Below are 26358 nucleotides of genomic sequence, written 5' to 3' on the forward strand. Positions count from 1 at the left end.
GGCAACATGGAAATTACTAACCCGATACTCACAGGCTTCAACCCGGACCCGTCCCTGTGCCGTCAGGGCGAGGACTACTACATCGCCACCTCGACCTTCGAGTGGTTCCCGGGCGTGCGCATCTACCACTCCCGCGATCTGAAAAACTGGTCGCTGGTCAGCACCCCGCTGGACCGCGTGTCGATGCTGGACATGAAGGGCAACCCGGACTCCGGCGGCATCTGGGCACCGTGCCTGAGCTACGCCGACGGGAGGTTCTGGCTGCTCTACACCGACGTGAAGATTGTCGACTCGCCGTGGAAAAACGGCCTCAATTTTCTCGTCACCGCGCCGTCCATCGAGGGGCCGTGGAGCGAGCCGATCCCGATGGGCAACGGCGGGTTCGATCCCTCCCTGTTCCACGACGACGATGGCCGCAAATACTACCTCTACCGCCCGTGGGGGCCGCGCCACCACAGCAACCCGCACAACACCATCGTGATGCAGGAGTTTGATTCGCAGACTGGCACGCTCTCGCCCGAGCGCAAAACGCTGTTTACCGGCACGCCGCTCTGCTACACCGAAGGGGCGCATCTTTATCGCCACGCGGGATGGTACTACCTGATGGTTGCCGAGGGCGGCACCAGCTACGAGCACGCCGTCGTGGTGCTGCGCGCAAAAACCATCGACGGGCCGTACGAGCTGCACCCGGACGTGACGATGATGACCAGCTGGCACCTGCCGGAGAACCCGCTGCAAAAGAGCGGCCACGGCTCGCTGCTGCAGACCCACACCGGGGAGTGGTATATGGCCTACCTCACCAGCCGCCCGCTGCGCCTGCCCGGCGTGCCGCTGCTGGCCTCCGGCGGGCGCGGCTACTGCCCGCTGGGGCGCGAGACCGGCATCGCCCGCATTGAATGGCGCGACGGCTGGCCGTACGTGGAAGGCGGCAAGCACGCGCAGCTGACCGTGAAAGGCCCGCAGATAGCGGAGCAGCCTGTAGCCGTTCCGGGCATCTGGCGGGACGATTTCTACGCCAGTTCGCTCGACCCGGAACTGCAGACCCTGCGCATTCCGTTCGACGATACCCTCGGCTCGCTTACCGCCCGCCCGGGCTACTTACGGCTCTACGGCAACGACTCGCTCAACTCGACCTTTACCCAGTCGACCGTGGCGCGCCGCTGGCAGCATTTCACCTTCCGGGCCGAGACGCGGATGCAGTTCTCGCCGGTCCACTTCCAGCAGAGCGCGGGGCTGACCTGCTACTACAACAGCAAAAACTGGAGCTACTGCTTTGTGGATTACGAGGAGGGGCAGGGCAGAACGATTAAGGTTATTCAGCTCGACCACAACGTGCCGTCGTGGCCGCTGCACGAGCAGCCCATTCCCGTGCCGGAGAGTGCGGAGAGCGTCTGGCTAAGGGTGGACGTGGATAAACTGGTCTACCGCTACAGCTACTCGTTCGACGACGAGACGTGGCACACCGTGCCGGTGACGTATGAGGCGTGGAAGCTGTCGGACGACTATATCGGCGGGCGCGGTTTCTTCACTGGTGCGTTTGTGGGACTGCACTGCGAGGACATCAGCGGCGACGGCTGCCACGCGGACTTCGACTACTTCACCTACGAGCCGGCATAGCCCAACGCGCGTGATAGCTGGAGCCCGGCCTGCTGAAGCTGCTCGCGGAAATTAGCCAGCTCGGCGTCGTCCACGCGCGAGGTCAGCGTCGACAGGCTCAGGGCGGCGATGACGCGGGACTCGTGGTTCCACACCGGCACCGCCACGCAGCGCACGCCCTGCTCGTTCTCTTCGCTGTCCAGGGCATAGCCCTGCTCGCGGGTCTGCGCCAGAGCGGCCATTAATGCTTCGCGAGAGGCGAGGGTGGAAGGGGTATAGGTGGTGTACTGATAGCCCTCCAGCAGGGTGTTCAGCTCGGCCTCGCCCAGCCAGGCAATCAACACCTTGCCGATGGCAGTGGCGTGAACCGGCAGGCGGCGGCCAATGCGCGAATATGCTATGGCGGCCAGCTTGCCTTCAATCTTCTCGATATAGACCCCTTCACGACCGTCCAGGATCCCCAGATGGGTGGTCTGCCCGGTCCGCTGGGACAGCTCCGTCAGCCAGCCTTTCGCCTTCTGGCGAATGTCGATGGAGCCCACGACGAAATGACCGCGCTCAACCAGCTTCATGCCGAGGCGATATTTGCCGTTCTCCGGGTTCTGATCGATATAGCCGTGAAGCTGGAGGGTTTTCAGCAGCGAGTGGAGGGTACTCTTGCTCAGCCCCATCAGTTTGCTGATGTCGGTGATCTTAAGCTCGGTGGCCTGCTCGTTGAACAGGTCGAGGATCTGCAACGCACGTTCAACAGACTGAATAATCGGCATAATGCTGGCATGTCCACGCTGGAATGAAGGCGAAAACGTACCTTTTTCGGGGTGAAAAATCAATGAAATGGCGCCGGTGTTCTCCCTCTCCCCGTGGGAGAGGGCCGGGGTGAGGGCATAAGGCCGCAGCGTTGCCTGATTCGCCCGGCGGCGCTACGCTTGCACGGGCCTACGGGTTGTGTTTTCTCCCTCTCCCTGTGGGAGAGGGACGGGGTGAGGGCATCAGGCCGCATCGTCGCCTGATTCGCCCGGCGGCGCTGCGCTTGCACGGGCCTACGGGCTGGGTGTTCTCCCTCTCCCCGTGGGAGAGGGCCGGGGTGAGGGCACCAGACCGCAGAGGAGTCAATCACTTCCCAAGCGTCGCCACCATCACCGCCTTAATCGTATGCATCCGGTTTTCCGCCTGGTCGAAGACGATACTCGCCGCCGACTCAAACACCTCGTCCGTCACTTCCATCCCGCCGTGCAGGTCGAACTCCTTCGCCATCTGCTTGCCAAGCGTGGTCTGGTCGTCATGGAACGCGGGCAGACAGTGCAGGAACTTCACGTTCGGGTTGCCGGTCAGCGCCATCATTTGCGCGTTCACCTGATACCCCCTCAGCAGCGCAATCCGCTCCGCCCACTTCTCTTTGGCTTCGCCCATCGACACCCACACGTCGGTATAGATAAAGTCCGCGCCCTTCACGCCCGCCGCCACGTCTTCCGTCAGGGTGATTTTCCCGCCGTGCTTTTCCGCTAGCGCAATGCACTCCGCCACCAGGCTCTCTTCCGGCCAGCAGGCTTTCGGGGCCACCAGACGCAGATCCAGCCCGGTCAGCGCCGCCGCTTCCAGCATCGAGTTCCCCATGTTGTTGCGCGCGTCGCCCGCGTAGACCAGCGTCATCTCGTTAAACGCCTTGCCCGGCAGGTGCTCCTGCATGGTCAGCAGGTCCGCCAGCAGCTGCGTCGGGTGGAACTCGTTGGTCAGCCCGTTCCACACCGGCACGCCAGCATACTGCGCCAGCGTTTCGACGACTTCCTGGCCGTGACCGCGATACTGAATGCCATCGTACATCCGCCCGAGCACGCGTGCGGTATCCTTAATTGACTCTTTATGCCCAATCTGGCTGCCGCTCGGCCCTAAATAGGTAACGCGCGCGCCCTGGTCAAATGCGGCAACTTCGAAAGAGCATCGTGTACGGGTTGAGTCTTTTTCGAAGATGAGCGCGATGTTTTTACCGGTAAGCTTTTGTACTTCCTTGCCATTTTTTTTATCGGCTTTGAGCTGTGCGGCAAGAGTCAGCAGAGAAGTGAACTGTGCAGGGGTAAAGTCGAGCAATTTCAGAAAGTGTTTCTTGTACAGATCAGACATTTTATCCTCGCATGGCGAACGCCACTTATTGAATTAAAATTCACTTTATATGTGTAATTATTCATTTGCAACCCCGTTTCACAAATCTTTCCAACAAAGGTGGAGGCAAACCCGTCCGTGTGTGAAAATAGAAGTATCTGCCGCACTTTAAAGAGGATTGACCCATGGCAAACCCGGAATTACTGGAAGAGCAACGCGAAGAGACGCGTCTGATTATTGAAGAACTGCTGGAAGACGGTAGCGATCCGGACGCGCTGTACACCATCGAACACCATTTCTCTGCGGACGACTTTGAAGCGCTGGAAAAAATGGCCGTGGAAGCCTTCAAGCTGGGTTACGAAGTGACCGAGCCGGAAGAGCTGGAAGTGGAAGAGGGCGACACCGTCATCTGCTGCGATATCCTGAGCGAAGGCGCGCTGAAGGCGGAGCTGATCGACGCGCAGGTAGAACAGCTGATGAACCTGGCCGAGAAGTTTGACGTGGAGTACGACGGCTGGGGAACCTACTTCGAAGATCCGAACGGTGAAGACGGCGAAGAAGGCGACGACGAAGATTACGTCGACGAAGACGACGACGGCGTGCGTCACTAAGCGTTTCAGGCGGTGGCACGCGCCACCGCTTTTTCAAGGCAGAACCATGGATTACCCGCAGATACTCGCCCCCGTACTCAACTTCCTCCAGTGCCCGACCCCGCAAGCATGGATTGATAAAGCCCGCGACCCGGCGAACCTGCCGTTGCTGCTCACCGACCACATGGTGTGCGAGCTCAAGGCCGCCCAGACTGCGCTATTACTCGTGCGTAAATACGTCGCCGACGAAAGCGGTGCCGATGCGCTGCTCGACTGGCTCAAGCCCTACGAACAGTTCACCTTCCGCGACGGCCCGGAGCCGGACTTCATCGCCCTGCACAGGCAGATTGGCAAAAGCGTGATGCCCAAAACCGACGACCCGTGGGGACAGGCGCTCATCGACAGCATGGTGCTGCTGATTAAAGAGGAGCTGCACCACTTCTGGCAGGTGCGCGAGGCGATGCTGGCCCGCGATATTCCGTACGTCAAAATCACCGCCAGCCGCTACGCCAAAGGGATGCTGAAGGAAGTGCGCACCCACGAACCGCTGACGCTGATCGACAAGCTCATCTGCGGCGCCTACATCGAAGCCCGCTCCTGCGAACGCTTCGCCGCGCTGGCCCCGTTCCTCGACGACGACCTGCAGAAGTTCTATCTCTCGCTGCTGCGCTCGGAAGCGCGCCATTATCAGGACTACCTGACGCTGGCTCAGCAGGTGAGCGACGACGATATCTCACCGCGCATACAGCTTTTTGGCAAAATTGAAGCCACACTTATCTCGACACCGGACCACGAGTTTCGCTTCCACAGCGGCGTGCCGGTGTAAACCGGCATAACTCAAGGATAAGGATGCGAGATGAATAAAAAGTGGACCCGTATTGTGATTATCGTCATTGCGGCTGCCGCCGTGGCGTTCTGGGTGTTTTTCGACAGGCAGCGCGCCCCGGAACGGCAGATGGATAACGCCCTCAACGCGATGCCCGCCTGGCAGGTGATTAAGGAGCAGGAGCCCGCGCTGCATCAGCGCATTCTCGACCAGATGGCCGCCCTGCAAAAAGCGGGCGAGCCGGAGCAGCAGATTATCGACACCATCCAGCCGCAGATCCTGCATCTGCAGATGTCGCGCCTGCAAAACGCCCCGGACGCCAACGTGGTGAACTACATGACCATCAACATGGAGCAGACCGCCGCCATCCAGAAGGTGAGCGACGACGCCTGCTTCCGCTTCCTCTACCCGATGGTGAAGGGCGGCATCAACCCGATGCGCATGCTGGATAAAGACCTGATGGCGCGGCGCATGCAGGCCGATGCGGACATGATGCGCGCGGCCTACGGCAAAAACCGCCACACCGTGACCCAGGCCGAGCGTGAGGCGGCCGTCGAGGATGTCCGACCGATTATGAAGCAACTTGCCGATCAGTACGGCGAGGACATCCAACTGCTGCAGATGCCGGAGAAGGCGGCGGGCAAAGAGAAGCTCTCCTGCGATATGGTGCAGGAGATGTGGGCCAAGGTGCTGGCGCTGCCGGAGCAGAAGGCGGCAGGGGTGATTCGGCTGGCGGTATCTGAGCTGGAGTGACGAAGGGCGCTGGTTTTTTGGGCACTTAGCGCGGGTTTCGCGCGTCGTCGCTTGCATGGCGGCGCGCGACAGGTATAATCCACAACGTTTCCGCATCCCCTTCAGTGCCGAAGTGGCGAAATCGGTAGACGCAGTTGATTCAAAATCAACCGTAGAAATACGTGCCGGTTCGAGTCCGGCCTTCGGCACCATCGGAACATCAATAGACGTCAACGGACGTCTTTTTTTGTGCCTGAAATCCAGTATTTACCTGTCATTCCCGCTATATTAACTCTCTCAAGGTCAACCGACTTCAACGTACATCTATCAACAGATGTTGGTACAGATGATGGTATTTCCGGTTCGATAATGCTTGTACCAACAGGGAGGGGATAAGCATGGCTCTAACAGATATCAAAGTCAGAACAGCCAAGCCAATGGATAAGCAATATAAGCTGACCGATGGCAGCGGTATGCACCTGCTTGTCCATCCAAATGGTTCAAGATACTGGCGTCTCCAATACCGCTTTGGTGGAAAGCAAAAGATGTTGGCTTTGGGTGTATATCCTGAATCGGGGAGGGGTAGTGAGTCCGTTTGATTTTGCAAAAATTAATTTGGGGAAATAGACAGGGTGGTAGCCCCGCTATGTCAAACTCACTTAGTACAGCAGAGTTATAAAATAAAAAGACATCTAGCCATGAAGATGGCTGGATGTCTTTTCTTTGAAGCGATGTTCATGGTGACTTACAGTGTGTAATTTCGATTATATTGAACCTGTACATAAGGTTGCGTTATCACGTTACCTGACGCCAAAGCCGCGTCATACCTACTAGGGTTTACCCCATTGATTTGTCAATTCGGGATATGAGTAAAAGCAATAGACAAACTAGATCCTTAGCAGCTGCATTAGATGTAAGCCATTTGATTTCAGCAATAATGAAACTTCATCTTGCGGTATATCCCATATCTCGGCGAGTTTAATTGTCACATTATGTGCCTCCCATGGCATTACATGTACACCATGCATTTTCGCGAATGGTCCGTCGCTCTCTGGGACCACTCGATCACGTGGCATTAGTGCTGCCAGCTTCCGTCCATTAGCAGACTCCATCATTGTTGGTCCAACACTGAACCAACAACCGGCATCGGCTGCTCTTCGAAGGATGGAAGGAGAATCGGTGAACCAGTGAAGGACCGCTGTGCCAAACCCAGGGTTCATATCAAGAATATCTAAAACTTCCTTGGCAGCAGCCCGAGAATGAATGCTGAGAACTCGCCCACCTAGTCCTACACACTTTTCAACAATGGCTTGAAATATATTCTTTTGAAGTTCAAAGTACGGCCTGTACCGCGATGAACCATCCAGACCAATTTCGCCAATACCAGTGCAATCCTCCATTTGTGATAGCAACATTTCCAATTCGCTATGTTTTTTATCTGCTATCTCAGGGTGGAGGCCTGGGGAAATGAAACATTTCTGAGTGGTGGCCAGAACTTTCGAGGTTGCTGCGTATGCTCTTGGGCTAGTTGTAACCAGCCATACAAATTCGGTTCGCTTCAAAGCTTCGATGTAGACTTTCTTGGCATCCGGATAAAGATCTAAGTGGCAGTGGAAATCCATCAAATTATTCCGTCCCTTCGAAGCAATGTAGCTAACTCAGCTAAACCCTGTTCAGCAACGTGACGATAATGAGGGCGATCCGCAGCTGACGCAAAGGCTAGTGTGGCCCCTAGGAAGGCATCAATCCCTTTTTTTTCGGCGGCGAGTACAGCACAAGCTACTGCCATTGGATCGTCAGCATTTGCTTTTCCTGCCAACGACAGATTGGTGAATTTATATCTTGTCGTATCAGAAATACCCCAGCGCTGAATCGCAGCTTTACGAACCATACATGGCACGCATCGACCGCAGTGTGTTCGGTTGTAGGTACGGAAACGACCGCAACTTGTCGAATCACATGCAAATCTTGCTAGCAGTGTTTGATCTGCGCACTGTGCCAACATCTCTCCCTTCGTCATGAACCGATAGGGCATACACAATTGGGCATTGACGCCAACGGCATCAAGTAATTTTTGAAGGAAAGTCATGAACTGTGGATGTGTTGTTCTTGTGCTGAGGCTAGCCATCCTTCCCGGAAGTAATGGAGGATTGATACTTATGAATCCATTTTCTGGTACCAATATTTCGGCTCTGTTGACCGACAACAATGATGTAGCGAGCACAGCAAGACCATAGAACGCCATTGAGCGAGCTCTGGTCGATGTTTCTTTTTTACCACTAAAAACGACTTTATGACTCCACTGTTGATGCCAGTCGCCTCCACCTAGTGCATCAGCATAGGCAACTTGCCGAGCAGAATCTTCAAAAGCAAGTTGTGACACAAAAATTGGTTTACGCCCTGCTGCTGTTGCATCAATGCCACCTATCAGGCTATCAAGGCCTCCAGAAAGTAGAGACACGCAATCTCGGTCGCACTCCCTGTGATTGCCTTTTGGTGGTGTTGGGCCGCCAGGCAGGAAGTGCAGCGTCCAAAAGTCACCAGAAAGAACTCGAAGCATTTCCTCTGCAATAGCTTTATTTGCTTCCCAAGGAACTGGATCATTAAGTGTAATATCGAGCTCAATTTGGCGAGTCCAACCATCAGCACTATTTTTGCGAAGAACAGCAATATCTGAGGCATAAACAGCAAAACAAAAAAGCATGAAATCCCATACTGGGATCGATGGGGCATAGCCAGCACCTTCTAGCTTACGCAGCCAACCAGAGGCAATGCGTCCAATGCCGGGTCGTGATGATGCCTCTAAGAAGGTGAATGCACGAGTGCCTACTGGCACATTTTGGGGTAGCGAATTGATACTTGAGCAAAGAATTTTCATGATTCAGAGAACACCGTAAGGGCGTCTTGTAACGCCGAAGTCGCAATTTCTCGCATGGAATGTGAAGTACTGCCAGAGCGTACTTTTCCCATCGATTTGTTAACAACAACCATGATGTAGTCAAGCACTTGTGCTAATCGCTGTTGTATGACGCTGGGTACATATTTTAGCTTTTCAAAAACCCTTCCGAGTTCAAGTTGAACCCGGTTGTAAACATCGTACGCCACTGTGAATGCCATTACATTGGCAATCTGGTCATCCGCAAGATTGAAGATATCAGCAGTGGGATCTACTTCATAAAGATGAGAGATGGCCTGATTCATTGCATGCTTGGCTGACTCTTCGTCAATACTTCCACCCGTGGGCAGCAGCTTTTGTACAACTTCTAGCGCAGTATCATGGGCAGATAGATTTCTCTGTTTTACCGAAGCAACCCACGCATCGATATCAGGGTCAGTTCCATCTCGGGCTGTTGCCAGAAAGCCCCCTAATGAAGCAGAAGCTATAGCGCTAGTGCGCATACGACTGGCCGCTTTAACTGAGCCGCCCATACCTTTTTTAATGAAACTCGAAATACCTCGCCTTAAATCAGATCCACTACCAGATTGCACGAAACCCGTGAGAGCCCTTCGTGCTTCCTGATAACGACCCGCTGGCGCTACCGCCGGACTTTCTACATGCTGCGGTGTAGTGTTGTCATTCTCCGAGTCACTGTCATTTTCACCATCAGAGCCATCTTCGGGAGCTGGATTTGGTGATATAGGTTTGTCTGCATGGCTAGAGTCAATGCCAGTTTCAGCATCATCTAGCCATGGTGGATCAAATGATGCGCCAGAACCGGCTCCTGCGCTTGAGGTCGAGGTACCCATTTATTTCTTCCTTGCATTTTCAATTGCACGTTTAACAGGTTTCGGAATCTGTTCGTCCCGTTCCCACTTAGATAAAACATCTTTCGCCCAGCTACACTCTGTCAAAGCTGAAACCAAGCCTGGGGCGAGCTGAGAAATAGGTGCCTGACTAATGAGTGCAGCGGCTCGAGCCCCGGTACTTGGGTGAATATGAGACACCTCGATAAGCATCAAGACCTCTTCGGCCTTTTGCCATAAACGGTTTGGTCGCCGAATTTCCCAGGCGCGAGCCATGGCAAGACCAGACTGCAGTTCACCAGCATCCATTATTTGCTGTTTTAATGCTTCATTCGAATTTCGGGCTGCCACCAACGCATCACGCAATGCTTTACCTGCTACGTTCAGATCATCGGCACCAAAATCCCTAACGGTGCTATCTCTACTGAGGTGCAATATAGGTCGCATATCCATATCACCAAGCAGAGGTTTAAGCTGCAGCCACTCACGAACAAACTCTTTATCTCCAAATAGAGTGGGGAGCGTATTATCCGGGTCTTTAGCAGCCATCTCTGCGTCATGAAGAATGCTGACTCTTCCTTCGTTTTCGGCCGAAACTTTTTCTGCCAATGCATTTGCCGTAGCTTCGTCACACCGCTCGAGCAAATGCCACTTAGCCAGAATTTGTACATCCACATCAATGCCTTGTGGCTTAGCTAATGTCCTACGCAAAAACACTGTATTAAGAAATCGCTTAATCAGTCGTGGGTTGGCTTGGACTGTACTTGCACTAAAAAGTAACGGAGCCAACCTCTCAGCCAGCCCCATTAGGTCGAGCAACTCAGCATCCTCCTTTTCCACCAGCGTTTCGAGGAATGCAAGATCAACGGTTTTTCCCGTCCAAGTTTCTCGTAGTCGAGCTTCTACGCTGAGTTTAGCTTTCTCAAAATTCTCAGTTTTCAGCTGTCCGCTGCGGTGAGCACGTTCCAAAAATAGCAACGCGGTATATGCTTTAGTCTCGTTAGCGCCCAGTCTTGGTACTCGCAATGGAACTTGAATTAACTTGTCGAAATAATTGGTTGCGATATCGTCATCCAAACCAGTACCAGCAAAATGGACACGGACGGCTCCACGAATAAACACATCGTCCGCGGCGATGACGAATGCACTTCGACGCAGAAACAGCAGCAACCGAATAGCCTCGAGCGTTGAAATAGCAGTCTTAGGTAGACATCGATCAAGGTCATCGACAAAGACTACCAACGTGATATTCAACTCGACGAGTAGCTCTTCCAAGGCTTCCCGAAAGGATTGTATTTCTTTTGGCAGCGAAACGGGTTTAGCTTCGTTCAAGAGTCCTTTGGTAGCTTCTGATGCATCTTTGGCGACTGCGATGCCTTCATTAAGTGATTCATTCTGCAATGCACCTTTTCCAGCCTCGACAACTTTTCCAATAAGACCGACCGGAACTCCTGTGATCAAAGTGGCTGCAACTTCTCCACCAAGTTGAGCCAACCGTAGAAAATTAATGCGCTTGACGAGGGATTTTGCCTTACCTAAAAGTCCACTATTCTGAGCGACTACAGCCTCAAGTACTGCATCTCCAACCGTCTGTAGCAGCGCGGTACGTGCATCCTCAAAGCCTTGGTAAAGCCATGGATTGAAAGTTATCACTACATGTTTTGGTCGTTCCTCAGAGGCAATTCCCACTCCGACAGTCTGTTCCAGCGATAACTCAGATGCGATCATCCGTACAAGTGACGATTTTCCTGCGCCCCAGCCTCCCGAGATCCCAATCGAGATTGGCTCCCCACCGGTATCTTGAATGAGCTCCGCGCATGCTTTTGCTACTAGGCGAAAATTAACGTAATCAACGGTTGTCTCATTGTCATGCCACATTGACTTTCCTATCATTTCTTTATGTGTCAATCACTAGAACTGCCATATAAGGCCGATCATCCACGTGAAACCGACCACCCTGATGACAAAGCTTCAGCCTGTTGAAGTACTGTTTGTACGGCTGTTTCCTGAAGATCTGGTGGATAACCATACTTACGGAGAATACGCTTCACCAGCACTCGCATCCGAGCGCGTGCAGACTCGCGATGAGCCCAGTCAACGGACACGTTTTCACGCAGGCTCATTAGCAACTCATGAGCAATGAGTTTCAGTTTATCGTCACCCATAACTTGAATGGCGTCCTCGTTGTCAGCCAATGCGTCGTAGAAGGCAATCTCATCCTCAGACAAACCTTGCTCTTCACCCCGTTGGCGCGACGCACGGATGTCCTTGGCCAGCTTGATTAGTTCCTGCAGCACTTCGGCAGTGGTGATAGCATTGGCGTGGTAGCGTGCCACCGAATCTTCCAGTCGCTCCGAGAAAGCTTTGGTCTGTACCACGTTGGCCTTGCTACGTGAGCGAATTCCATCATTGAGCAGTTTACGCAGGGCTTCCAACGCAAGATTCTTCTTCTCCATCTGCTGTACTTCAGCGAGAAACTCGTCGGAGAGGATGGAAATATCTGGACTCTTAATACCCGCAGCAGCAAGTATGTCCACGATCTCGGTCGAGACCACAGCTCGACTGACGATCTGTTGGATCGCCAATTCGCGTTCTTGCTGCGTCGCACCTGAACCATTACTACTTTTGACTAGAGCGGCATGTATTGCCTGGAAGAAACCGACTTCCTCCCGGATTTCTCGGGCCTCATCGGATGCTGATGCCAAAGCGAATGCCTTGGACAAGGCTAACACTGCATCCTGGTATCGACGATGCGCATTCTTCTTACCCTCTTTGGTGTTCTCTTTCGCCGCCAACTTTTGTTGCAGGTCGAGAATCCACTCTATGGCACCTGCCATCATCGCAAGGCGTTCTTGTGGAGTGCCTACCATCGCGGAGGCGTAGTCGTAACCGTGGTACATGTCCCGTACGACCTCGTATTTCTCAATCATCACCGAGATGGCCTGCGCTTCGTCAACGCCTGTGTTTTCCTGATCGTTCTGGGAATATTGCTGTAGGGCTGACTTCAAGTTCTGTGCGATGCCGATGTAATCGACGATTAGTCCTGCAGGCTTGTCGCGAAACACTCGATTCACGCGCGCAATTGCCTGCATCAATCCGTGGCCTTGCATTTGCTTATCCACGTACATAGTGTGCATGCAAGGTGCGTCAAAGCCAGTCAACCACATATCACGCACGATCACCATCTTGAGTTGGTCCTTGGGATCGCGGGCGCGCTTGGCCAGCAGATCCCGTCGGGCCTTGTTGCCGATGTGTTGTTGCCATTCCTGCGGGTCACTTGCCGCGCCAGTCATCACAATCTTGACCGCACCCGCGTTGTCATCGGAGCTGTGCCAGTCTGGGCGTAGCTTGACGATCTCGTCGTAGAGATTGACACAGATACGGCGGCTCATACACACCACCATTGCTTTGCCATCGAGCGCTGCAACGCGGTTCTCGAAGTGGGCGACCATGTCTTTAGCCACCAAAGCAAGGCGTTTCTGGCTGCCCACCAGAGATTCGACCGCTGACCACTTCTTCTTTAAGCGCTCTTGGTCTGCCTCGGAATCTTCCTCGGTCAATTCGTTGATCTCAGCGTCGATCTTTGGCTTCTCGTCCTCGTCGAGTTCGATGCGCGCCAGCCGGGATTCGTAGTAAATCGGCACGGTCGCGCCATCCTCGACTGCCCTGCTAATGTCGTAGATATCTATATAGTTGCCAAATACTGCCGGGGTGTTGACGTCGCCTGCCTCGATGGGTGTTCCAGTAAAACCAATAAAGGATGCATTTGGCAGGGCATCGCGCATGTACTTTGCGAAGCCATAAGAAAGTTCGCCGGTCTTCAAGTCCACCTTGGCCTTGAAGCCATATTGGCTACGATGTGCTTCATCCGCGATGACGACAACGTTGCGGCGCGTGGTAAGCGGCCCTGCAATCTCGCCGAACTTCTGCAAGGTCGTGAATATTACGCCGCCTGATGCCCGGCTCAAAACCTTCTGCAAATCTTCGCGGCTCTCTGCTTGCACCGGGGTCTGTCGGATCAGATCGCGACACATTGAGAAAGTTGAGAAGAGCTGGTCGTCGAGATCGTTGCGGTCGGTCAGTACCACTAGTGTTGGGTTAGCCATCGCCGGATGCTTAACGAGTTGTCCAGCGTAGAATGCCATCAGCAGGCTTTTGCCGGAGCCTTGAGTGTGCCAAATGATTCCAGCTCGCTGATTACCCTCTGGCGAGGAAGCTATCACCGTACTGTTGACCGCGTGCCGTACTGCGTGAAATTGGTGATAACCCGCGATGATCTTAGCTAGTCCCGAGCCAGTTTCGCCAAAGACCGTGAAATCGCGCAGCAAGGCTAGTAGTCGTCGCTGTTCGAAGACGCCTTCGATCAATGTCGATAGCTCCGGCGTGCCTTTCGGCGCAACGTTCATGCCGTCGGTGGTGCGCCAAGGCATGAAGCGCTCAAGGTCTGCCGACAGAGACCCCACCCGGGCCATGATGCCGTCCGACGTTACCAACAATGCGTTGGTATTGAACAGAGCTGGAATCTTCTGCTTGTAGGTCTGTAGTTGGTTGAACGCCCCCAACAAGTGCGCTCCGGCGCTGCCAGGTGCTTTCAGTTCGATCACACCCAGCGGCAAGCCGTTCACGAACACCACCACATCAGGCCGCCGCTTGTTCTGTCCGTTAATCACCACGAACTGGCTCACTACCAACCAGTCGTTCTGCTCTGGGTTCTCGAAGTTGATGAGCGCAACCTTACTAGCCGTCAGCGTGCCGTCGTCAGCGTAGTACTCAACATCCACGCCTTCTGTCATCAGTCTATGAATGCGGCGGTTTTCCTCGAGCAGAGATGGTAGTTCGGACTGCATCACGCGGCGTACAGCATCCTGGATCGCCTCTGATGGTAGGCCAAGGTTCAGTCGCGCAACAGCGTCCTCGAACCGTTTCTTGAGTATGACCTCATCGTGACTATCGCGCTCAGGTCTGTGTCCATCAGGACCGATATTTTCCTCTCGCTCAATGCTGTAACAAAGCGAGTGCAACTGATCTAGTAGCGCTCTCTCCACAGCGGCCTCCGACAAAAAAGCCATTAAGGTTCTCCTTTTTCTTCGACGGGTACCACAGTAAGAACCTGAGCCACTCCGCGCGCAGAGTTCAACGCTTCGACGTAGGCATCTCGATCCAGTTGGTAAAGCAAACGGCTGACTTCGATATTTATGGGCAGCTCATCACCGCTTGGCAACAGGAAACGTAAGGTTGGCGAATCGCCGTCCTCTGTATCTATAGACAGACGCACATGCTCGTCGATCAGTGTATTTTCTTCTGCAAATCGTTCCCAAGGTTCGCGGGATTTGATCGGGTCTAGCTGCAAATCCATATAGGCCTTGTGCAGAAAAGCTACGACGGTATCGGCCGCCAGAATTGCTGATCGACGATGATAGACTGTTAGGGCTTCGATGAATCCGTCTTTTCCGTGGCTCAATGGCCCTGCATTATTTCTCAGCAAACGGAGAGATTCCGTCAAACCGTTATGGTGTTTTATCAGATCAGCGAATTGCCTATCACGGATATCACTAAGTCTTAATAGCCGAGTTGCCGCTGTGACCCATTGGGTGATTGTTGCTTCATCCCGTGGCTTCAGTGGCGCTGTTGCGTTGTCGAGCTGTTCAACAATGACCCGACAAACACACTCAACAAGCCCCTTTGCAGCATCAATCGAAGCATCGCTCTCGTTCTCAATGCTTGCCTGCAATGCTTCAAAAGTATGCTGAAGCATAGGTGCATCGCTCCAATGCCCGCAGGCCTCACGAATACCGGGACACCAATCTAAAGTCATATTGTCACTCCGACAATGTGCTCAGCATCCTGTACACGCATCTCGCCGGAGATGAGCTTGGGCAGCAAAGTGTCACGAAGCTGAGCGAGTGACTGTGAAGTACGTTCACTGTCGGCCATTCCTGCAAACATTGGGCTAACTTGTCGCGAGAACGCATTGATTAGTTCTTGTCCAACACGTAGAACAGGTGTTGCAGATACGATTTCTGGACGGACAGCTGGATATGCCCCACCGTCCGCCAAATTGGATAGCCTCTCGATATTTTCACGAGAAGTGGCGGCGAGATAAACAAATTCGGAGCATTCATGCCGTAGTGGTCTAAGTACAGCAAACCCGGTACTACCTGTCAGTCCTTCATCAGAGATCAAGGCATAGGAGCCATTTCCGGGACGGACGGTGCCGACAATCGTATCCAGAGGGCGCAATATTCGTTGTGCTCGGCTCGGTGCATCATTGGCTCCGTAGCTCGTAGCGCTTTCAATTCGCCCCCACTTTGTTTTTGAAAGATCGACATACTGAATCTGCTCAGGACGTGTCCGTTTTGTCCAAGACTCAGGATTCAGAGAAGAATATTCCGACAGTGACGTTATTTCCATTCCCTCCGGAATCTCACCCAACTTCGATTCAACTAGTCGCTCAGGGAAGAGGTCGTAGAGATACGCGGGCAGGCTGGGTAGAGATTGGCCGCGCTGCCAGCGACCTTCCATTTTGGCCCGTACCGGCTCAAAGTCCACGAACCATGCCTTGAACAAGGTGCGAGCCATCGCCTCTAGCGTATCATTCGCCTGCCGATTGAGTTCGATCCTGTCGTCGAGCGTACCTAGGATTTGGGCTACCGCGCATTGCTCATGCTTTGGCGGAACATTAAATTCAAGCATGTAGACAGCAGCACGGGTTGTTGAAGGGATCGGTGAGCCGTCATCCACTTCACCGAGTTTGTAATGCTTCACCGCGTAGTAAAGCCAGCGCATATCTAAATCGGTCTTAGGTACAATATAATATGCGGTATCAATAACCCAGAATGGTTCTCGACAGAACTCAACACCTCGATATGCACCTTTCCGACCGAGCACAACACCTGGCCCTTGAGTTAACGCAGCGGATGTCCAGCCAATTGGGCCATTCGAGCCAAAAACACGATATTTTCCGTGGGATTGGCTATAGCCACGGATTGCTTTTCCATATTCGAGAGTAACTTCATCCCCCCAATTGGATGAACGCCAATCATTCTCCATACCCAAGCTCCTTCAGGTTGGCCTCAATCGCCGCATCAAGCTTGGCAGCAGTGGTACGGTATCCACGCCACTGCGCATAGAGCCTAAGCATCTTTTCTTCGAAGGGCTCGTCATCATCTTCCTGTTCCGTAGCACCGACGTAGCGCCCCGGCGTCAGCACATGGCCGTGCTTGCGGATCTCGTCCATCGATGCCGACTTGCAGAAGCCCGCTATGTCGGCATACTCACCCGCATCCTCTTCCCCACGCCAGGCGTGGTAAGTGTCGGAGATCTTCTGAACTTCTTCATCGGTGAGTTCGCGACGGGTGCGATCCACCAGCACGCCTAGCTTGCGGGCGTCGATGAACAGTACTTGACCTCGCCGGTCACATAGTCCCTTGCCGGGGTTCTTGTTTCGGGTTAGGAACCACAGACAAGCGGGGATTTGTGTGGAGTAAAATAGCTGTCCCGGCAGCGCTACCATGCAATCCACGGCGTCGGCCTCTAGCATCGCCTTGCGGATATCACCTTCACTGGATTGGCTGGAGCTCATTGAGCCGTTGGCCAGCACGACTCCAGCTTTGCCATTGGGCGCAAGGTGGTGGTAAATATGCTGTAGCCACGCGTAGTTCGCATTGCCCACAGGCGGCTCACCGAATTTCCAGCGCACGTCTTCACGTAGGCGGTCGCCGCCCCAGTCTGAAATATTAAACGGCGGGTTGGCGAGGATGTAATCGGCCTTGAGGTCGCGCAGTTCATCCTTGTGGAAGCTGCCTTCGTTGTTCCAGCGGATGTCGGAGTCGATGCCGCGCACCGCCAGGTTCATCTTGGCCAGTCGCCAAGTGGTATAGTTCGACTCTTGCCCGTAAATCGCAATGTCGCCAATTCGACCGCCGTGCTCATGCACAAACTTTTCTGATTGCACGAACATACCGCCCGAACCGCAGCAAGGATCGTAGACGCGACCTGAGTAGGGTTCGATCATCTCAACCAGAACGCGAACAACCGAACGCGGGGTGTAAAATTCGCCGCCACGCTTGCCTTCAGCCCCGGCAAATTGGCTGAGAAAATACTCGTACACGCGTCCGAGTATGTCTTTGGAACGGTCTCCTTCCTCGTTGAGTGCAATGCCGGAAATTAGGTCAATCAGCTCCCCTAGCATTACTTTGTTGAGCGCCGGGCGTGAGTAATCCTTTGGCAGCACGCCTTTGAGCGACTCGTTATCCTTCTCGATGGCTCGCATTGCGTCATCAATCAAGGTACCGATGGTGGGCAGTTTGGCGTTGGCCTGCAGATGCGACCAGCGCGCCTCTTTTGGCACCCAGAACACATTGTCTGCGAGGTATTCGTCTTTGTCCTCGGCAGCCTGTGCATCTTCCGCCAGTAGCGCATTGTGTTTAGCCTCGAAGGCGTCAGAGATGTACTTCAGGAAGATGAGTCCAAGTGCGACGTGTTTGTAGTCGGACGGTTCCATGTTGCCACGCAGTTTGTCGGCGGCCTTGAAAAGATCGGCCTCGAAGCCGAGGTTGCCGCCGTTGCCGTTCTTGGCGGTGTCTTTCTGTGCCATCGTTTCTTATCCTTGGTGTAATATATTTGTTGCTGGGATTTGATAGCCCGGAGCTAGCTTGGCGTTCTCAACGCCATACAGCGCCAGCGGATCGCTGAGCCACAGGCGGTACTGTTCTTCATTGAGCCGGTAGTCAGGCGAGCAGTCCACGCACCAGCGCAGCAGCATGTAGCCCGCCACTGCTGCGCGGACACATAGCCGGATCGAACCGTCGGTCATCCCATAGTCCATCTTGATGATCTCGGGGCGTTCTAGGCGAGGGTGCGGCACGAACTCCAGCTCGAGGATGCGCATCCATTGGATGTCATTGTCCGGTTGTTCATTGGCCTGCACCTCCTCATTAAGCAAGCTCGGTGCTTCGATACGTGTAAGGACGAAATCGCGGAACTCGCTGCTTTTCCGATCAAAGGCACGAACGTGCCAGCATAAGCCAGTATCTACTAAGGCTAATGGCACGATGACCCGTTCGGACTCACCACTGCTCATTGAGTGGTAACGGATAATGACTGGTTTTTTGGTATGGATTGCACGGCAGATTGGAGCAAGCACATCCATCTTGGGGGGGCTCAAAGTGGTGGGTGATTCGCAAGGTAACATTGGCTGCAATTCACCATTCATGCCATCACCGAAGCCTAGAGCCAGTGCCGATAGCACGCGATGTGAAGCGTGCTTAAACAACGGGGAAAAGGCCAACCCAATGCGGTAAATCTTATGGCTACCGTCGAAAGTGATGTTCTGTGGCGCGATATCCCTATACAGCGCTAGATCGCGTGTAGCCCCCGCAGGTGCCACACCGAAACGTTCGATTAGGTCCGGACGGCCAATCACACCGAAGAAGTAAAGCCGGAAATCGATATAGGCAAGTCGCTCGCGTTGGGCAAGACTTAAATCCTCGACATGCTGAGAGGACGTGCTAACCATGCTTGCAGACCAAAAGAGAAGAACGATTATTTCTGTAACTCATACCACACCGAGAATGTAATCAAATTGATGATATCATGCGCTGGGATTTGTATATCTTCAAGACGTTTGATAATTTCGTAAATTAAATACTAAATTGGGCTTTGTTGAATAAATCAGAGTTAGCGGACAGGATGTCTCCAACCGGTACACCTGTTATGCGATCCGGACAATGTGCGGCATACCCAACAACGTAATCCTGTTAAGCGCTTTGACCATTGCCATCGCTTCACACACCTGCACATCATAATCCCGCAGGCGCAGATGGCTACTCAGCAGGGTTTTGATGCGGAACATCGCTGTTTTCTCTACTGAACGCCGGTGATAGGCGACTTTAGCTCCGGCAGTGCCTGCGCATCCGTCGTACCGCTGAGCGATAAACTGACACTGATAATCTCGTGCATCGCACTGTCCGCGGTCAGATGAAGTTTGCGCCACATCCTGCGTCTTTCAGCCCCATGTTGCTTAACTTTCTATTAGCCTTCGCCAAAGACCTTCAGATCGGTAGAGTCGATGACCAGATGCGAGATTTCACCCCGAGTCGGCGTTTTAATGCTGATATTGACGGGTTTTGCTCGTCGGCTGACCAGAGAGTTGTCCGGACAGCACAAGCGGCAAGCCGATCAGTTTAAAAATCGAGTCAACAAAGCCCTGTAACGCCCGGAGCGACAGGTTAAACACGCGCTTCATCATCAGAACGGATATCAGTGTAGTGTAGCGGTCGTCCACGACCTACAGGTTGTGCGCTGTCAGTCCATGCATCCACAGTCGACTCGTCAAGCCAGACCGTCAGCGAACTGTGCTGCCTGAGCGCGTTTTTGTAGGCTGGCTGGTTAACATCCCGAGTTATAGCATTTCGGATAAGGTAAAGAATTAAGTCAGTTACACTGAGGAACTTCATACCTTTGGTGGTTCAAGAGAGATAAGCCACTGTGCCATATCCGTTAAAGACTCATCGCCACTGTGTTTCAGGCCGAACAGCAAATCTTCCTGGCGCGGCTGACCGAAGACAATACGGTAGAGTGCAAGTTCTCGTTTGAGCCGCTTAAACTTAATGCTCTCTTTGCTGTACGGCAGTATGGGAACCCGGCGTTCGACGCGAGAGGTTCCTTCTTCAAAAATCCAGTAGGGAATCAATTCCGACTGTCCCGCTTTACGCTGACTTGCCGCAAGTGCGAAGAGCTGTGTCCATGGATCTGCACTTTCTGCCAGCGAATGAAGTGCACTCAAACCATAATGCTCGGCAATGTTCTTTCTTACCGCATGGCCCTTATAACGGTGTACTCGTCCTTCGCGCTGCTCCATATCGACTGGGTTTGACGGAAGATTCCAGTGCATCACCGCGTGGCACCAGGTGTGAAAATCGAGTCCTTCTTGGCCGATTGAGGTGGAAGCCAATACAAAGGGGTGAAAGGGGGAGTTAAACGCATCTTTAACCGACTCTGCATGCGCTACGGCCTGATCCGTGTCGTCCCGCAGTTGGCCGTAGCGTAAGGCAAAGCGGCACCGCGTGTACAAATCGCTCCAAGTATAATTACCGCCTTTCGTCTTGAGCTCATCAACGTTCAATTGTGTGGTGCGCAGTGAAACCACAGCCTGAATACGGGATGCAATAGCCGCTAGTTGTGCTTCGGCGGGTTCATGCTGCAACCCCATCGACTCCAGCAGCGTATGAACATACTCATCAAGCATGGCCTGAATGTTGCCATCGATGCCATAACGAAGTGTCAGCCGCCAGTAAGTGTCATCTCCTGTGCCGCGTAGCAGCGAAATGCTCTCGGCCAGATTGTAGAGCGAACGAAATCCAGAGGCGATCTGCGCTGCAGCGGACAACATCTCAGCCGAATCGGTTGCCAGGCCTGTGTCGATACGGCTGAGCGCGCGTAGTGCGCATGTACCGGGGCTGGCAAGCGCGAAGTCACAAAGAACGTCTACCAGATCTTCAGGACGCGGGCCGAGGGAGATTTCACCCTTTGCCATCCGAGCAAACAGGTCGATATGTTCCTGGAAGTTTTCGGCAGGCTCATTTTGGGTCGTTCCGATATACCTGTGATGTTCACCTTGCCACCAGTCTGGTGTTTCGGTACGGGCATCCAGTAACGCCGGAGCTGCCCAGTACCAGCGTTCATCCGCACGTACTCCCGGCTCGCCCTTACCTAGTGTTTCAAGCAATGCTTCGCATTTCGTCGTTACAATCGTTCTTATGGCCTTCACACTCAGCGGCTCGCCCGCATGCTGGCGGGCAATTTCAAGCGGATCGATATGGCGGGCGAGTGTCGGTGACGGCAACATCCAGGCGATAACGGGCATACCGGTGAGACGGCCATCTTTTGATGATTTTGCAAAGTTGAGCAGCGGTTTGACTTTTTTCTTGAGCTGGCTGTGCAGAATTTGGGGATCGGCGCCAATCATGCGTCGTTCGGCTTCATAAGAGCAGACTGTGGCAATCGCATTGGGTACTGCACTCCAGCCGGAAAAAACCAGCGTTTTGGTTAGGTTGCCTTTGTTGGCATATACCCCGTCTGGTGTCATATAAGGCAGCGAAGGAGGCATCCACAAAAGCTGCCACATGCCTTTATCCAGCGTGTCTTCAAACAGCATCCGCATACGTGGGTTGGCGGCATCAAGCGGCTGGTAGCGCTCCAGTTTTGCCTTCGTCAGCAACTGTGGTTTTGCTGATTTGACGAGTTTACGCAATGCATCTGAAGGCGATTCCAGTGCCTTATCCATACGGGTACGTAATTCGTAATGTTTCAGGAAATTGAAAAGATAAGGCATCGATTTCCAATATTCTAGGACATTGCGAGCTTGTACTTCCACGGCGACGCCATCAACCGCCGCCGCGTGATAAAGATCGGCGGGCGTAATCATGGCTGGTTGTGAGACTTCTTTCGTCATCGCATCCAGTTTTTGTGTCATCATTACCCGCTCGGTACGGCACATGACCTGTAATAAAGCGTGCTCCAGTGTTTTTTTTGTCTCCGCTGCGTTTTCTGAGGCGTGCAGTGCGGTACGGTGATCGAGCAAGTACTGCTGAATATCTTTGATTTGACTGTCATCGTTATACAAAAACTGCAATGTGCGGATAAAGTCGGCGTAGTGGTTATCTTCTTCGCTTTCCTGATCGAGGGTGAACATTTTATACGGGGTCGCTGAGAGCAAGAGCACGCGAACATCGGGCTGCTCAAAGAGCGCTTTGGCCAGCAGTGCGGCTTCATCGTCCCCGTCGAGTAAGGCTTTAAACCGCTGAAACTCATCAAGGATAACCAGATCGGGTGCCAGCGCCGATAAGCACACGGAAGCCAGCTTGCTTCTGAGTTTGCCGATCAGGGCGTAACGCAGTTCAGTATCGTGAAGCTCACTGTCCTCGTCGTCATCGGCAAAACATTCACACCCTTCTTTAAGCTGGGCGTAAAGTTCGGCATCGTCCAATACCTTGCAACGAAAATCTTTTGCCAGTTCCCTGTCAATATCGTCGACAGAAAGCTGGTCAACCGTAGAATGCCAGCCAGACCGACCTGCTGCGGCCTGGAGAAGGTTAAGCATGCCCAGACGTAAACGTTCGCGACGATCGCCTTTAGCCAGCGGCAAATCGTACAAAATTCGATACAGGATCGCGCGCTCTTCTTTATGACCTCCACGACTGCGGGTGTGATCGAGGGCTGTGTTCGGCGTCAGGCTGATAAAATTAATTCTGTTTTTGCGAAGAGACCGTACCTGTTTTGGCAGGAATGTCAGTCGCGTCGAGTGCGAAAACTGCGTTTCATTGCTGACATTTAGGCGCTTGATATTCTGCGCTGCGATGGCCGCATTTGAACAGATATAAATAATGTCGATACGGTCGACTTTATCCTGCAAATGTTCAATGGCTTTGGCGATGATGCCCCGAGCAACCATCGTTTTTCCCAGACCTACTTCATCGGCTACCAAAAAGCGGTTTTGCTGTCTATCACCGTAAAATTTCTGAAAAACATAATTCACAGTGCGTTGCTGAAAATCTTTCAATCCCGTTAGTGGGGCGATAATACAGGGGGGCTTATCGGTCATTTCGTCCTCTCATCGCTGATTCAAATACGGCCCATAGGGTAAGAAAATCTTGCGGAATCATATCGCTTTGCCCTTTGCGCATATTGCTTATCAGCGCGGAGATATCGTTTAAACGTTTGGGATCACGGCTATAGATACGTGTTAGCTCTTCCAGAACAGCAAAATCTTCCCCATTGGCAAGCCCTGTAAAGAAATTGCCATTACCAAAGGCACTTTCGTCAAAGAAGGCCTGCTGTCCCGTCTCGCCTATCAACATCGATAGATAACGCAGAAAATCCTGTTTCTGCATGCTGCTTTGTAAAATCATTGCGTGGCGATCAGGTGGCAAAGCGTCAATCGACAGATTGAGGACGAATCTGACAGATACATCCGAATGCGATGTTTTAAGCGAAAACGCTGTCAGCCTGCTAATAGCTTGGACTGAAAACTCACCGAGTGATCTTTTATTCCCATCTGCTGGGGCCAGCAGGTTGCAGCCAAACCCATCGGATACCGTCACGGGCCATGCAGTAGCCTTAACAATACCTGGTAGCTCAGGAATTTCACCGACAAGCCACAAGGACCAGCTCTGGTCGTTTTCACCAGGATGACAATGAAGAGTCAATGCGGTATCAGCGAGCAACGCCCGAGCCTTTTCAAGGTGGCATTCGGCTTCTATACGCATGGCATCTGGCTCAAACGGCTGGGCAGGGTCAAAATCTTGCAAATAGCTTTCCATCCCGCCACTGCTTAGAAGATCATCAATGGTACCCGTGCGCTTTTTCTTACCCTTGAGCGAGACTAAAATTTCGCAGTTCGCTTTTTCCAATAGCGCGGCACTGGTAGCGTTTGCTGAGCCCAATACTAGCTCGCTATCTCTGCCCTTTTCAAACAGATACGCTTTAGCATGTAGGCCGGAGGCAATAATTTCATCAAGGGTGCTCTCGTCGGATGCCTGCTCTTCGGCGGCATCGTCAAGGTGAAGCTGACGCGTGAAAAGGTTACGAGTATCTTCACTTAAGGCAAGAAGAGTGTCCGGGCGCGAAATTAGCGCATCGGCTTGCTGGCAATACTTCACGATGTGTTGCAGTGCCTCGTCGGTGCAAAACGGTGAGATAACCACCGCGCGATCCGCTTCGGGTGGATGCCAGTCGTAACCTTCGCCGGGCAGGAAAAACGCGACCTCATCAAAGCCACCGGGACATTCCCACTCAACGTACAGCAGTTCATCTGCAAAGCGTTGCGCTTGCGCCCGGCGATGTTTCGCCATTTTTCCCGTCGCCCGTTTGGGCAGCACGGAGAATAAATGCACCAGCGCTTTATTGGCACTTTGCTTACGTTTTACGGTGTGGCCGTCCAGCTGCAAGGAGAGATCCCAGGACGAATCGGTAGTTAAATTTCGGCTCAGTACTACCAACCGATACATCACTTCGTCCGTTTCAGGGCTGATAAAACGAATCGCCCAGATTTTGGGGTGAAAGACCCCGCGACCTTTGGCTTTTGATTCAACAATCATATCTTCAAGCAAGCCGAACAAAGGGTTGGGCTTGAGCTTTGCGGGGACCTGAATACGCCCTTTTTGGACGTACACCGTGATACGTTCGGAATAACGACGAATGGCTTCAAAAATGGACAGCGGATCCTGAGCGCGATTGCTATCAGTCGCTGTGAACGCCAAATAGACCGGTGCTTGCAGTAGAAATGCTGGGTCGAGTGAGAAGCTGGTGGCGATGGCTTCGTCAAACACCATACCGGGTGGAGAGGTCAGTGCCGAAGTATATAAGCTGCGATTGCTGGGATTTAGCATTCTTCTCTCCTGAGACCCTGCGCCAGATCGTTAAGTATTATCTGGACGTTATGCCAGCGGTAGACCAGCCGTAGGGTTCCGGCATTGCCACTCCATAGTTCAAGGGCGCGTCTGTTTTTAAAACGCGAGCGTGGACCTTTGAGGGACATTTCACGGGTACGAATTAGAGCACACGCTTCTTTACTGGTGAGTAATGTCTCAGGGGACTGTCGGATAAGAGCAATCCACTGCTCCACAAAGCGGCGGGTTTTCAGGCTAATGCTATAGCCCGGTTTGGCGGTGAGTTCCCACATGCGATCAAGTGACCAGGTACCTATTTCTTGGCATGGGAGAGCAGTAAACCAGTTGACGAAGTTATCATTGTATTGAGACAGAAGGTTGTTATCTGAACGTTCTTTGGCTAGTAAATAGTTATAAAGCAGGGCTGCGCCATGCATTGCATAAGAAAAAAGCCGCGCGTGAGTTAGCATTTCTTTGAGTTCATCTGGGAACCCCGCATAATCTGGGTGTTCCCATGGAGAACTAATGTCTGCCGGTTCGCTATGCAGCGCCAGCCAGGCCAACAAGCTGCCTTTGCATGACAATTGAATGCGGTCGCGAAGAAAGCTGGCTTCCTGGCGTGTTAGTGCAAACGTTATCTCATCAGGAAAGTTTGGCGGTGGTACAGGCAGGCTGGAGTGCCAGCTTTGGGCTGGTTTGAACAAGCTGGTGTCGCCCATATCACCACGATTTTTTTCTTGATATTTCTGCTCATTGAATTCCGTGCGCGAGCGATAAAGTTCATCAACACGCCGATGATATTCTTCCTGCGACCATAGGATCTCGCGAATACCCCAGCGACGTAGCCCGGACCAGTAAACGGAACTGGGCAGACGTTTAAGCTTTTCGCGTGAGTTTTTACCAAATGTACCGGCCGAATCTTCTTCGAGCTGGGAGAGGGGGATAATTAAGGCTCGTTCGTCACGATCGGCTTGGGTACCAAAGTTTGCGGCGGGTATGCGTTTATTTTCGAGGCGTTGATACATCCACGGAACAAAAAGCATATAGCGTAAACGTGTCTGAATGGTGCTGGTGCCAGGAAATAGTTGTTCAGCAAAACTGTCTCTGATAGTGCCAATGCCCAACTCATCTCGGCTCTCTTTTTGCTGAAAGCGAGCAAGAAGATCTAACGTTTTGGCCTGTGCGTCTGCATCGTGATCAAGCCAACCTAAGGCGGATGCCATACCTGTTTCCTTGGTTAAATTTATTATCCACAGCTTGCTTTTGCATACCTTTCTAATAGCTCGTTAATCGCCAGTTTTAGACTGAAAGAAGTATCTCTTAAAGAGCCAATATTTTACCGCTCTACCGCCACCGATTTCTGAAGAGGTAGAGCGGCATTCAA

General features: G+C 52.9%; 19 protein-coding genes, 1 tRNA gene and 2 pseudogenes. 6 read left to right on the forward strand and 16 right to left on the reverse strand.

What is annotated here, in order from left to right:
* The first annotated feature begins 6 nt into the window (after positions 1–6).
* Positions 7–1617, forward strand: a complete 1611-nt coding sequence (locus ACQG1K_RS02510) for a glycoside hydrolase family 43 protein (protein ID WP_367075442.1) — start codon at positions 7–9, stop codon at positions 1615–1617.
* Here ACQG1K_RS02510 and xynR read toward each other — a convergent pair.
* The 3 genes from xynR to argL form a co-directional block, all read right to left on the reverse strand.
* The gene (xynR, locus tag ACQG1K_RS02515) at positions 1602–2363 is read right to left on the reverse strand and encodes a DNA-binding transcriptional repressor XynR (protein ID WP_367075519.1); all 762 of its coding nucleotides are present in this window, start codon (positions 2361–2363) and stop codon (positions 1602–1604) included. The genes ACQG1K_RS02510 and xynR overlap by 16 nt on opposite strands.
* 346 nt (positions 2364–2709) lie before the next feature.
* Positions 2710–3714 carry an ornithine carbamoyltransferase gene (argF, locus tag ACQG1K_RS02520; protein WP_367075444.1) on the reverse strand — a complete coding sequence of 335 codons (1005 nt, stop codon included), beginning with the start codon at positions 3712–3714 and terminating at the stop codon, positions 2710–2712.
* On the reverse strand, positions 3684–3779 hold the full coding sequence (argL, locus tag ACQG1K_RS02525; protein ID WP_213083700.1) for a putative translational regulatory protein ArgL: 96 nt from the start codon (positions 3777–3779) through the stop codon (positions 3684–3686). Before argL ends, argF begins: the two co-directional genes overlap by 31 nt.
* 99 nt (positions 3780–3878) lie before the next feature.
* Here argL and rraB point away from each other — a divergent pair, with 99 nt between their 5' ends.
* From rraB to ACQG1K_RS02550, 5 genes and pseudogenes are all read left to right on the forward strand, one after another.
* Positions 3879–4304, forward strand: coding sequence for a ribonuclease E inhibitor RraB (gene rraB / locus ACQG1K_RS02530; protein ID WP_032625251.1), 426 nt, complete (start codon positions 3879–3881; stop codon positions 4302–4304).
* 46 nt (positions 4305–4350) lie between these two features.
* Positions 4351–5109: a tRNA isopentenyl-2-thiomethyl-A-37 hydroxylase MiaE gene (miaE, locus tag ACQG1K_RS02535; RefSeq protein WP_367075449.1), complete on the forward strand. Its 759-nt coding sequence runs from the start codon at positions 4351–4353 to the stop codon at positions 5107–5109.
* A 30-nt stretch (positions 5110–5139) separates the two neighbouring features.
* The gene (locus ACQG1K_RS02540; RefSeq protein ID WP_154051856.1) at positions 5140–5862 is read left to right on the forward strand and encodes a topoisomerase II; all 723 of its coding nucleotides are present in this window, start codon (positions 5140–5142) and stop codon (positions 5860–5862) included.
* Positions 5863–5968: 106 nt separating this feature from the next.
* Positions 5969–6053, forward strand: a tRNA-Leu gene (locus ACQG1K_RS02545).
* A 186-nt stretch (positions 6054–6239) separates the two neighbouring features.
* Positions 6240–6413: pseudogene (locus tag ACQG1K_RS02550) on the forward strand (Arm DNA-binding domain-containing protein); the annotation flags it as partial.
* Between the two features lie 315 nt (positions 6414–6728).
* On the opposite strand, the gene qatD reads toward ACQG1K_RS02550, so the two are convergent.
* The 13 genes and pseudogenes from qatD to ACQG1K_RS02615 form a co-directional block, all read right to left on the reverse strand.
* Positions 6729–7463, reverse strand: coding sequence for a Qat anti-phage system TatD family nuclease QatD (qatD, locus tag ACQG1K_RS02555; protein WP_196093073.1), 735 nt, complete (start codon positions 7461–7463; stop codon positions 6729–6731).
* The gene (gene qatC, locus ACQG1K_RS02560) at positions 7463–8719 is read right to left on the reverse strand and encodes a Qat anti-phage system QueC-like protein QatC (protein WP_227667966.1); all 1257 of its coding nucleotides are present in this window, start codon (positions 8717–8719) and stop codon (positions 7463–7465) included. The genes qatD and qatC overlap by 1 nt, the downstream gene beginning before the upstream one ends.
* Positions 8716–9588 (reverse strand): Qat anti-phage system associated protein QatB, encoded by an 873-nt coding sequence (qatB, locus tag ACQG1K_RS02565; protein ID WP_367075452.1) that lies wholly within the window; start codon positions 9586–9588, stop codon positions 8716–8718. Before qatB ends, qatC begins: the two co-directional genes overlap by 4 nt.
* Complete coding sequence (locus tag ACQG1K_RS02570) at positions 9589–11463, reverse strand: KAP family P-loop NTPase fold protein (protein ID WP_367075454.1); 1875 nt, start codon at positions 11461–11463, stop codon at positions 9589–9591. It lies immediately after the preceding gene.
* A gap of 56 nt (positions 11464–11519) precedes the next feature.
* The gene (locus ACQG1K_RS02575; RefSeq protein WP_367075456.1) at positions 11520–14654 is read right to left on the reverse strand and encodes a type I restriction endonuclease subunit R; all 3135 of its coding nucleotides are present in this window, start codon (positions 14652–14654) and stop codon (positions 11520–11522) included.
* Positions 14654–15400, reverse strand: a complete 747-nt coding sequence (locus ACQG1K_RS02580) for an abortive infection family protein (RefSeq protein WP_264252993.1) — start codon at positions 15398–15400, stop codon at positions 14654–14656. The genes ACQG1K_RS02575 and ACQG1K_RS02580 overlap by 1 nt, the downstream gene beginning before the upstream one ends.
* On the reverse strand, positions 15397–16635 hold the full coding sequence (locus tag ACQG1K_RS02585; protein ID WP_367075458.1) for a restriction endonuclease subunit S: 1239 nt from the start codon (positions 16633–16635) through the stop codon (positions 15397–15399). The genes ACQG1K_RS02580 and ACQG1K_RS02585 overlap by 4 nt, the downstream gene beginning before the upstream one ends.
* Positions 16625–18181, reverse strand: coding sequence for a type I restriction-modification system subunit M (locus tag ACQG1K_RS02590; protein WP_256543154.1), 1557 nt, complete (start codon positions 18179–18181; stop codon positions 16625–16627). Before ACQG1K_RS02590 ends, ACQG1K_RS02585 begins: the two co-directional genes overlap by 11 nt.
* A 6-nt stretch (positions 18182–18187) precedes the next feature.
* A complete protein-coding gene (locus tag ACQG1K_RS02595) occupies positions 18188–19102 on the reverse strand; it encodes a helix-turn-helix transcriptional regulator (RefSeq protein WP_367075461.1) in 915 nt (304 codons plus the stop codon).
* A 195-nt stretch (positions 19103–19297) separates the two neighbouring features.
* Positions 19298–20042: pseudogene (locus ACQG1K_RS02600) on the reverse strand (IS5 family transposase).
* Entirely contained in the window at positions 20039–23188 is a 3150-nt protein-coding gene (locus tag ACQG1K_RS02605) for a helicase-related protein (RefSeq protein ID WP_426720959.1), read from the reverse strand. Before ACQG1K_RS02605 ends, ACQG1K_RS02600 begins: the two are co-directional and overlap by 4 nt.
* The gene (locus tag ACQG1K_RS02610) at positions 23178–24974 is read right to left on the reverse strand and encodes a phospholipase D family protein (protein ID WP_367075465.1); all 1797 of its coding nucleotides are present in this window, start codon (positions 24972–24974) and stop codon (positions 23178–23180) included. The genes ACQG1K_RS02605 and ACQG1K_RS02610 overlap by 11 nt, the downstream gene beginning before the upstream one ends.
* Positions 24968–26197, reverse strand: a complete 1230-nt coding sequence (locus tag ACQG1K_RS02615; RefSeq protein WP_367075467.1) for a DUF6361 family protein — start codon at positions 26195–26197, stop codon at positions 24968–24970. The genes ACQG1K_RS02610 and ACQG1K_RS02615 overlap by 7 nt, the downstream gene beginning before the upstream one ends.
* Between the last annotated feature and the right edge of the window lie 161 nt (positions 26198–26358).

The organism is Enterobacter cloacae complex sp. 402C9 (assembly GCF_050030745.1).
Lineage (GTDB): Bacteria > Pseudomonadota > Gammaproteobacteria > Enterobacterales > Enterobacteriaceae > Enterobacter > Enterobacter intestinihominis.

Coding starts and splice junctions, on each gene's coding strand:
- ACQG1K_RS02510 (WP_367075442.1), top strand. CDS start 7: ATGGAAATTACTAACCCGATACTCACAGGCTTCAACCCGGACCCGTCC.
- xynR (WP_367075519.1), bottom strand. CDS start 2,363: ATGCCGATTATTCAGTCTGTTGAACGTGCGTTGCAGATCCTCGACCTG.
- argF (WP_367075444.1), bottom strand. CDS start 3,714: ATGTCTGATCTGTACAAGAAACACTTTCTGAAATTGCTCGACTTTACC.
- argL (WP_213083700.1), bottom strand. CDS start 3,779: ATGAATAATTACACATATAAAGTGAATTTTAATTCAATAAGTGGCGTT.
- rraB (WP_032625251.1), top strand. CDS start 3,879: ATGGCAAACCCGGAATTACTGGAAGAGCAACGCGAAGAGACGCGTCTG.
- miaE (WP_367075449.1), top strand. CDS start 4,351: ATGGATTACCCGCAGATACTCGCCCCCGTACTCAACTTCCTCCAGTGC.
- ACQG1K_RS02540 (WP_154051856.1), top strand. CDS start 5,140: ATGAATAAAAAGTGGACCCGTATTGTGATTATCGTCATTGCGGCTGCC.
- qatD (WP_196093073.1), bottom strand. CDS start 7,463: ATGGATTTCCACTGCCACTTAGATCTTTATCCGGATGCCAAGAAAGTC.
- qatC (WP_227667966.1), bottom strand. CDS start 8,719: ATGAAAATTCTTTGCTCAAGTATCAATTCGCTACCCCAAAATGTGCCA.
- qatB (WP_367075452.1), bottom strand. CDS start 9,588: ATGGGTACCTCGACCTCAAGCGCAGGAGCCGGTTCTGGCGCATCATTT.
- ACQG1K_RS02570 (WP_367075454.1), bottom strand. CDS start 11,463: ATGTGGCATGACAATGAGACAACCGTTGATTACGTTAATTTTCGCCTA.
- ACQG1K_RS02575 (WP_367075456.1), bottom strand. CDS start 14,654: ATGGCTTTTTTGTCGGAGGCCGCTGTGGAGAGAGCGCTACTAGATCAG.
- ACQG1K_RS02580 (WP_264252993.1), bottom strand. CDS start 15,400: ATGACTTTAGATTGGTGTCCCGGTATTCGTGAGGCCTGCGGGCATTGG.
- ACQG1K_RS02585 (WP_367075458.1), bottom strand. CDS start 16,635: ATGGAGAATGATTGGCGTTCATCCAATTGGGGGGATGAAGTTACTCTC.
- ACQG1K_RS02590 (WP_256543154.1), bottom strand. CDS start 18,181: ATGGCACAGAAAGACACCGCCAAGAACGGCAACGGCGGCAACCTCGGC.
- ACQG1K_RS02595 (WP_367075461.1), bottom strand. CDS start 19,102: ATGGTTAGCACGTCCTCTCAGCATGTCGAGGATTTAAGTCTTGCCCAA.
- ACQG1K_RS02605 (WP_426720959.1), bottom strand. CDS start 23,188: ATGACCGATAAGCCCCCCTGTATTATCGCCCCACTAACGGGATTGAAA.
- ACQG1K_RS02610 (WP_367075465.1), bottom strand. CDS start 24,974: ATGCTAAATCCCAGCAATCGCAGCTTATATACTTCGGCACTGACCTCT.
- ACQG1K_RS02615 (WP_367075467.1), bottom strand. CDS start 26,197: ATGGCATCCGCCTTAGGTTGGCTTGATCACGATGCAGACGCACAGGCC.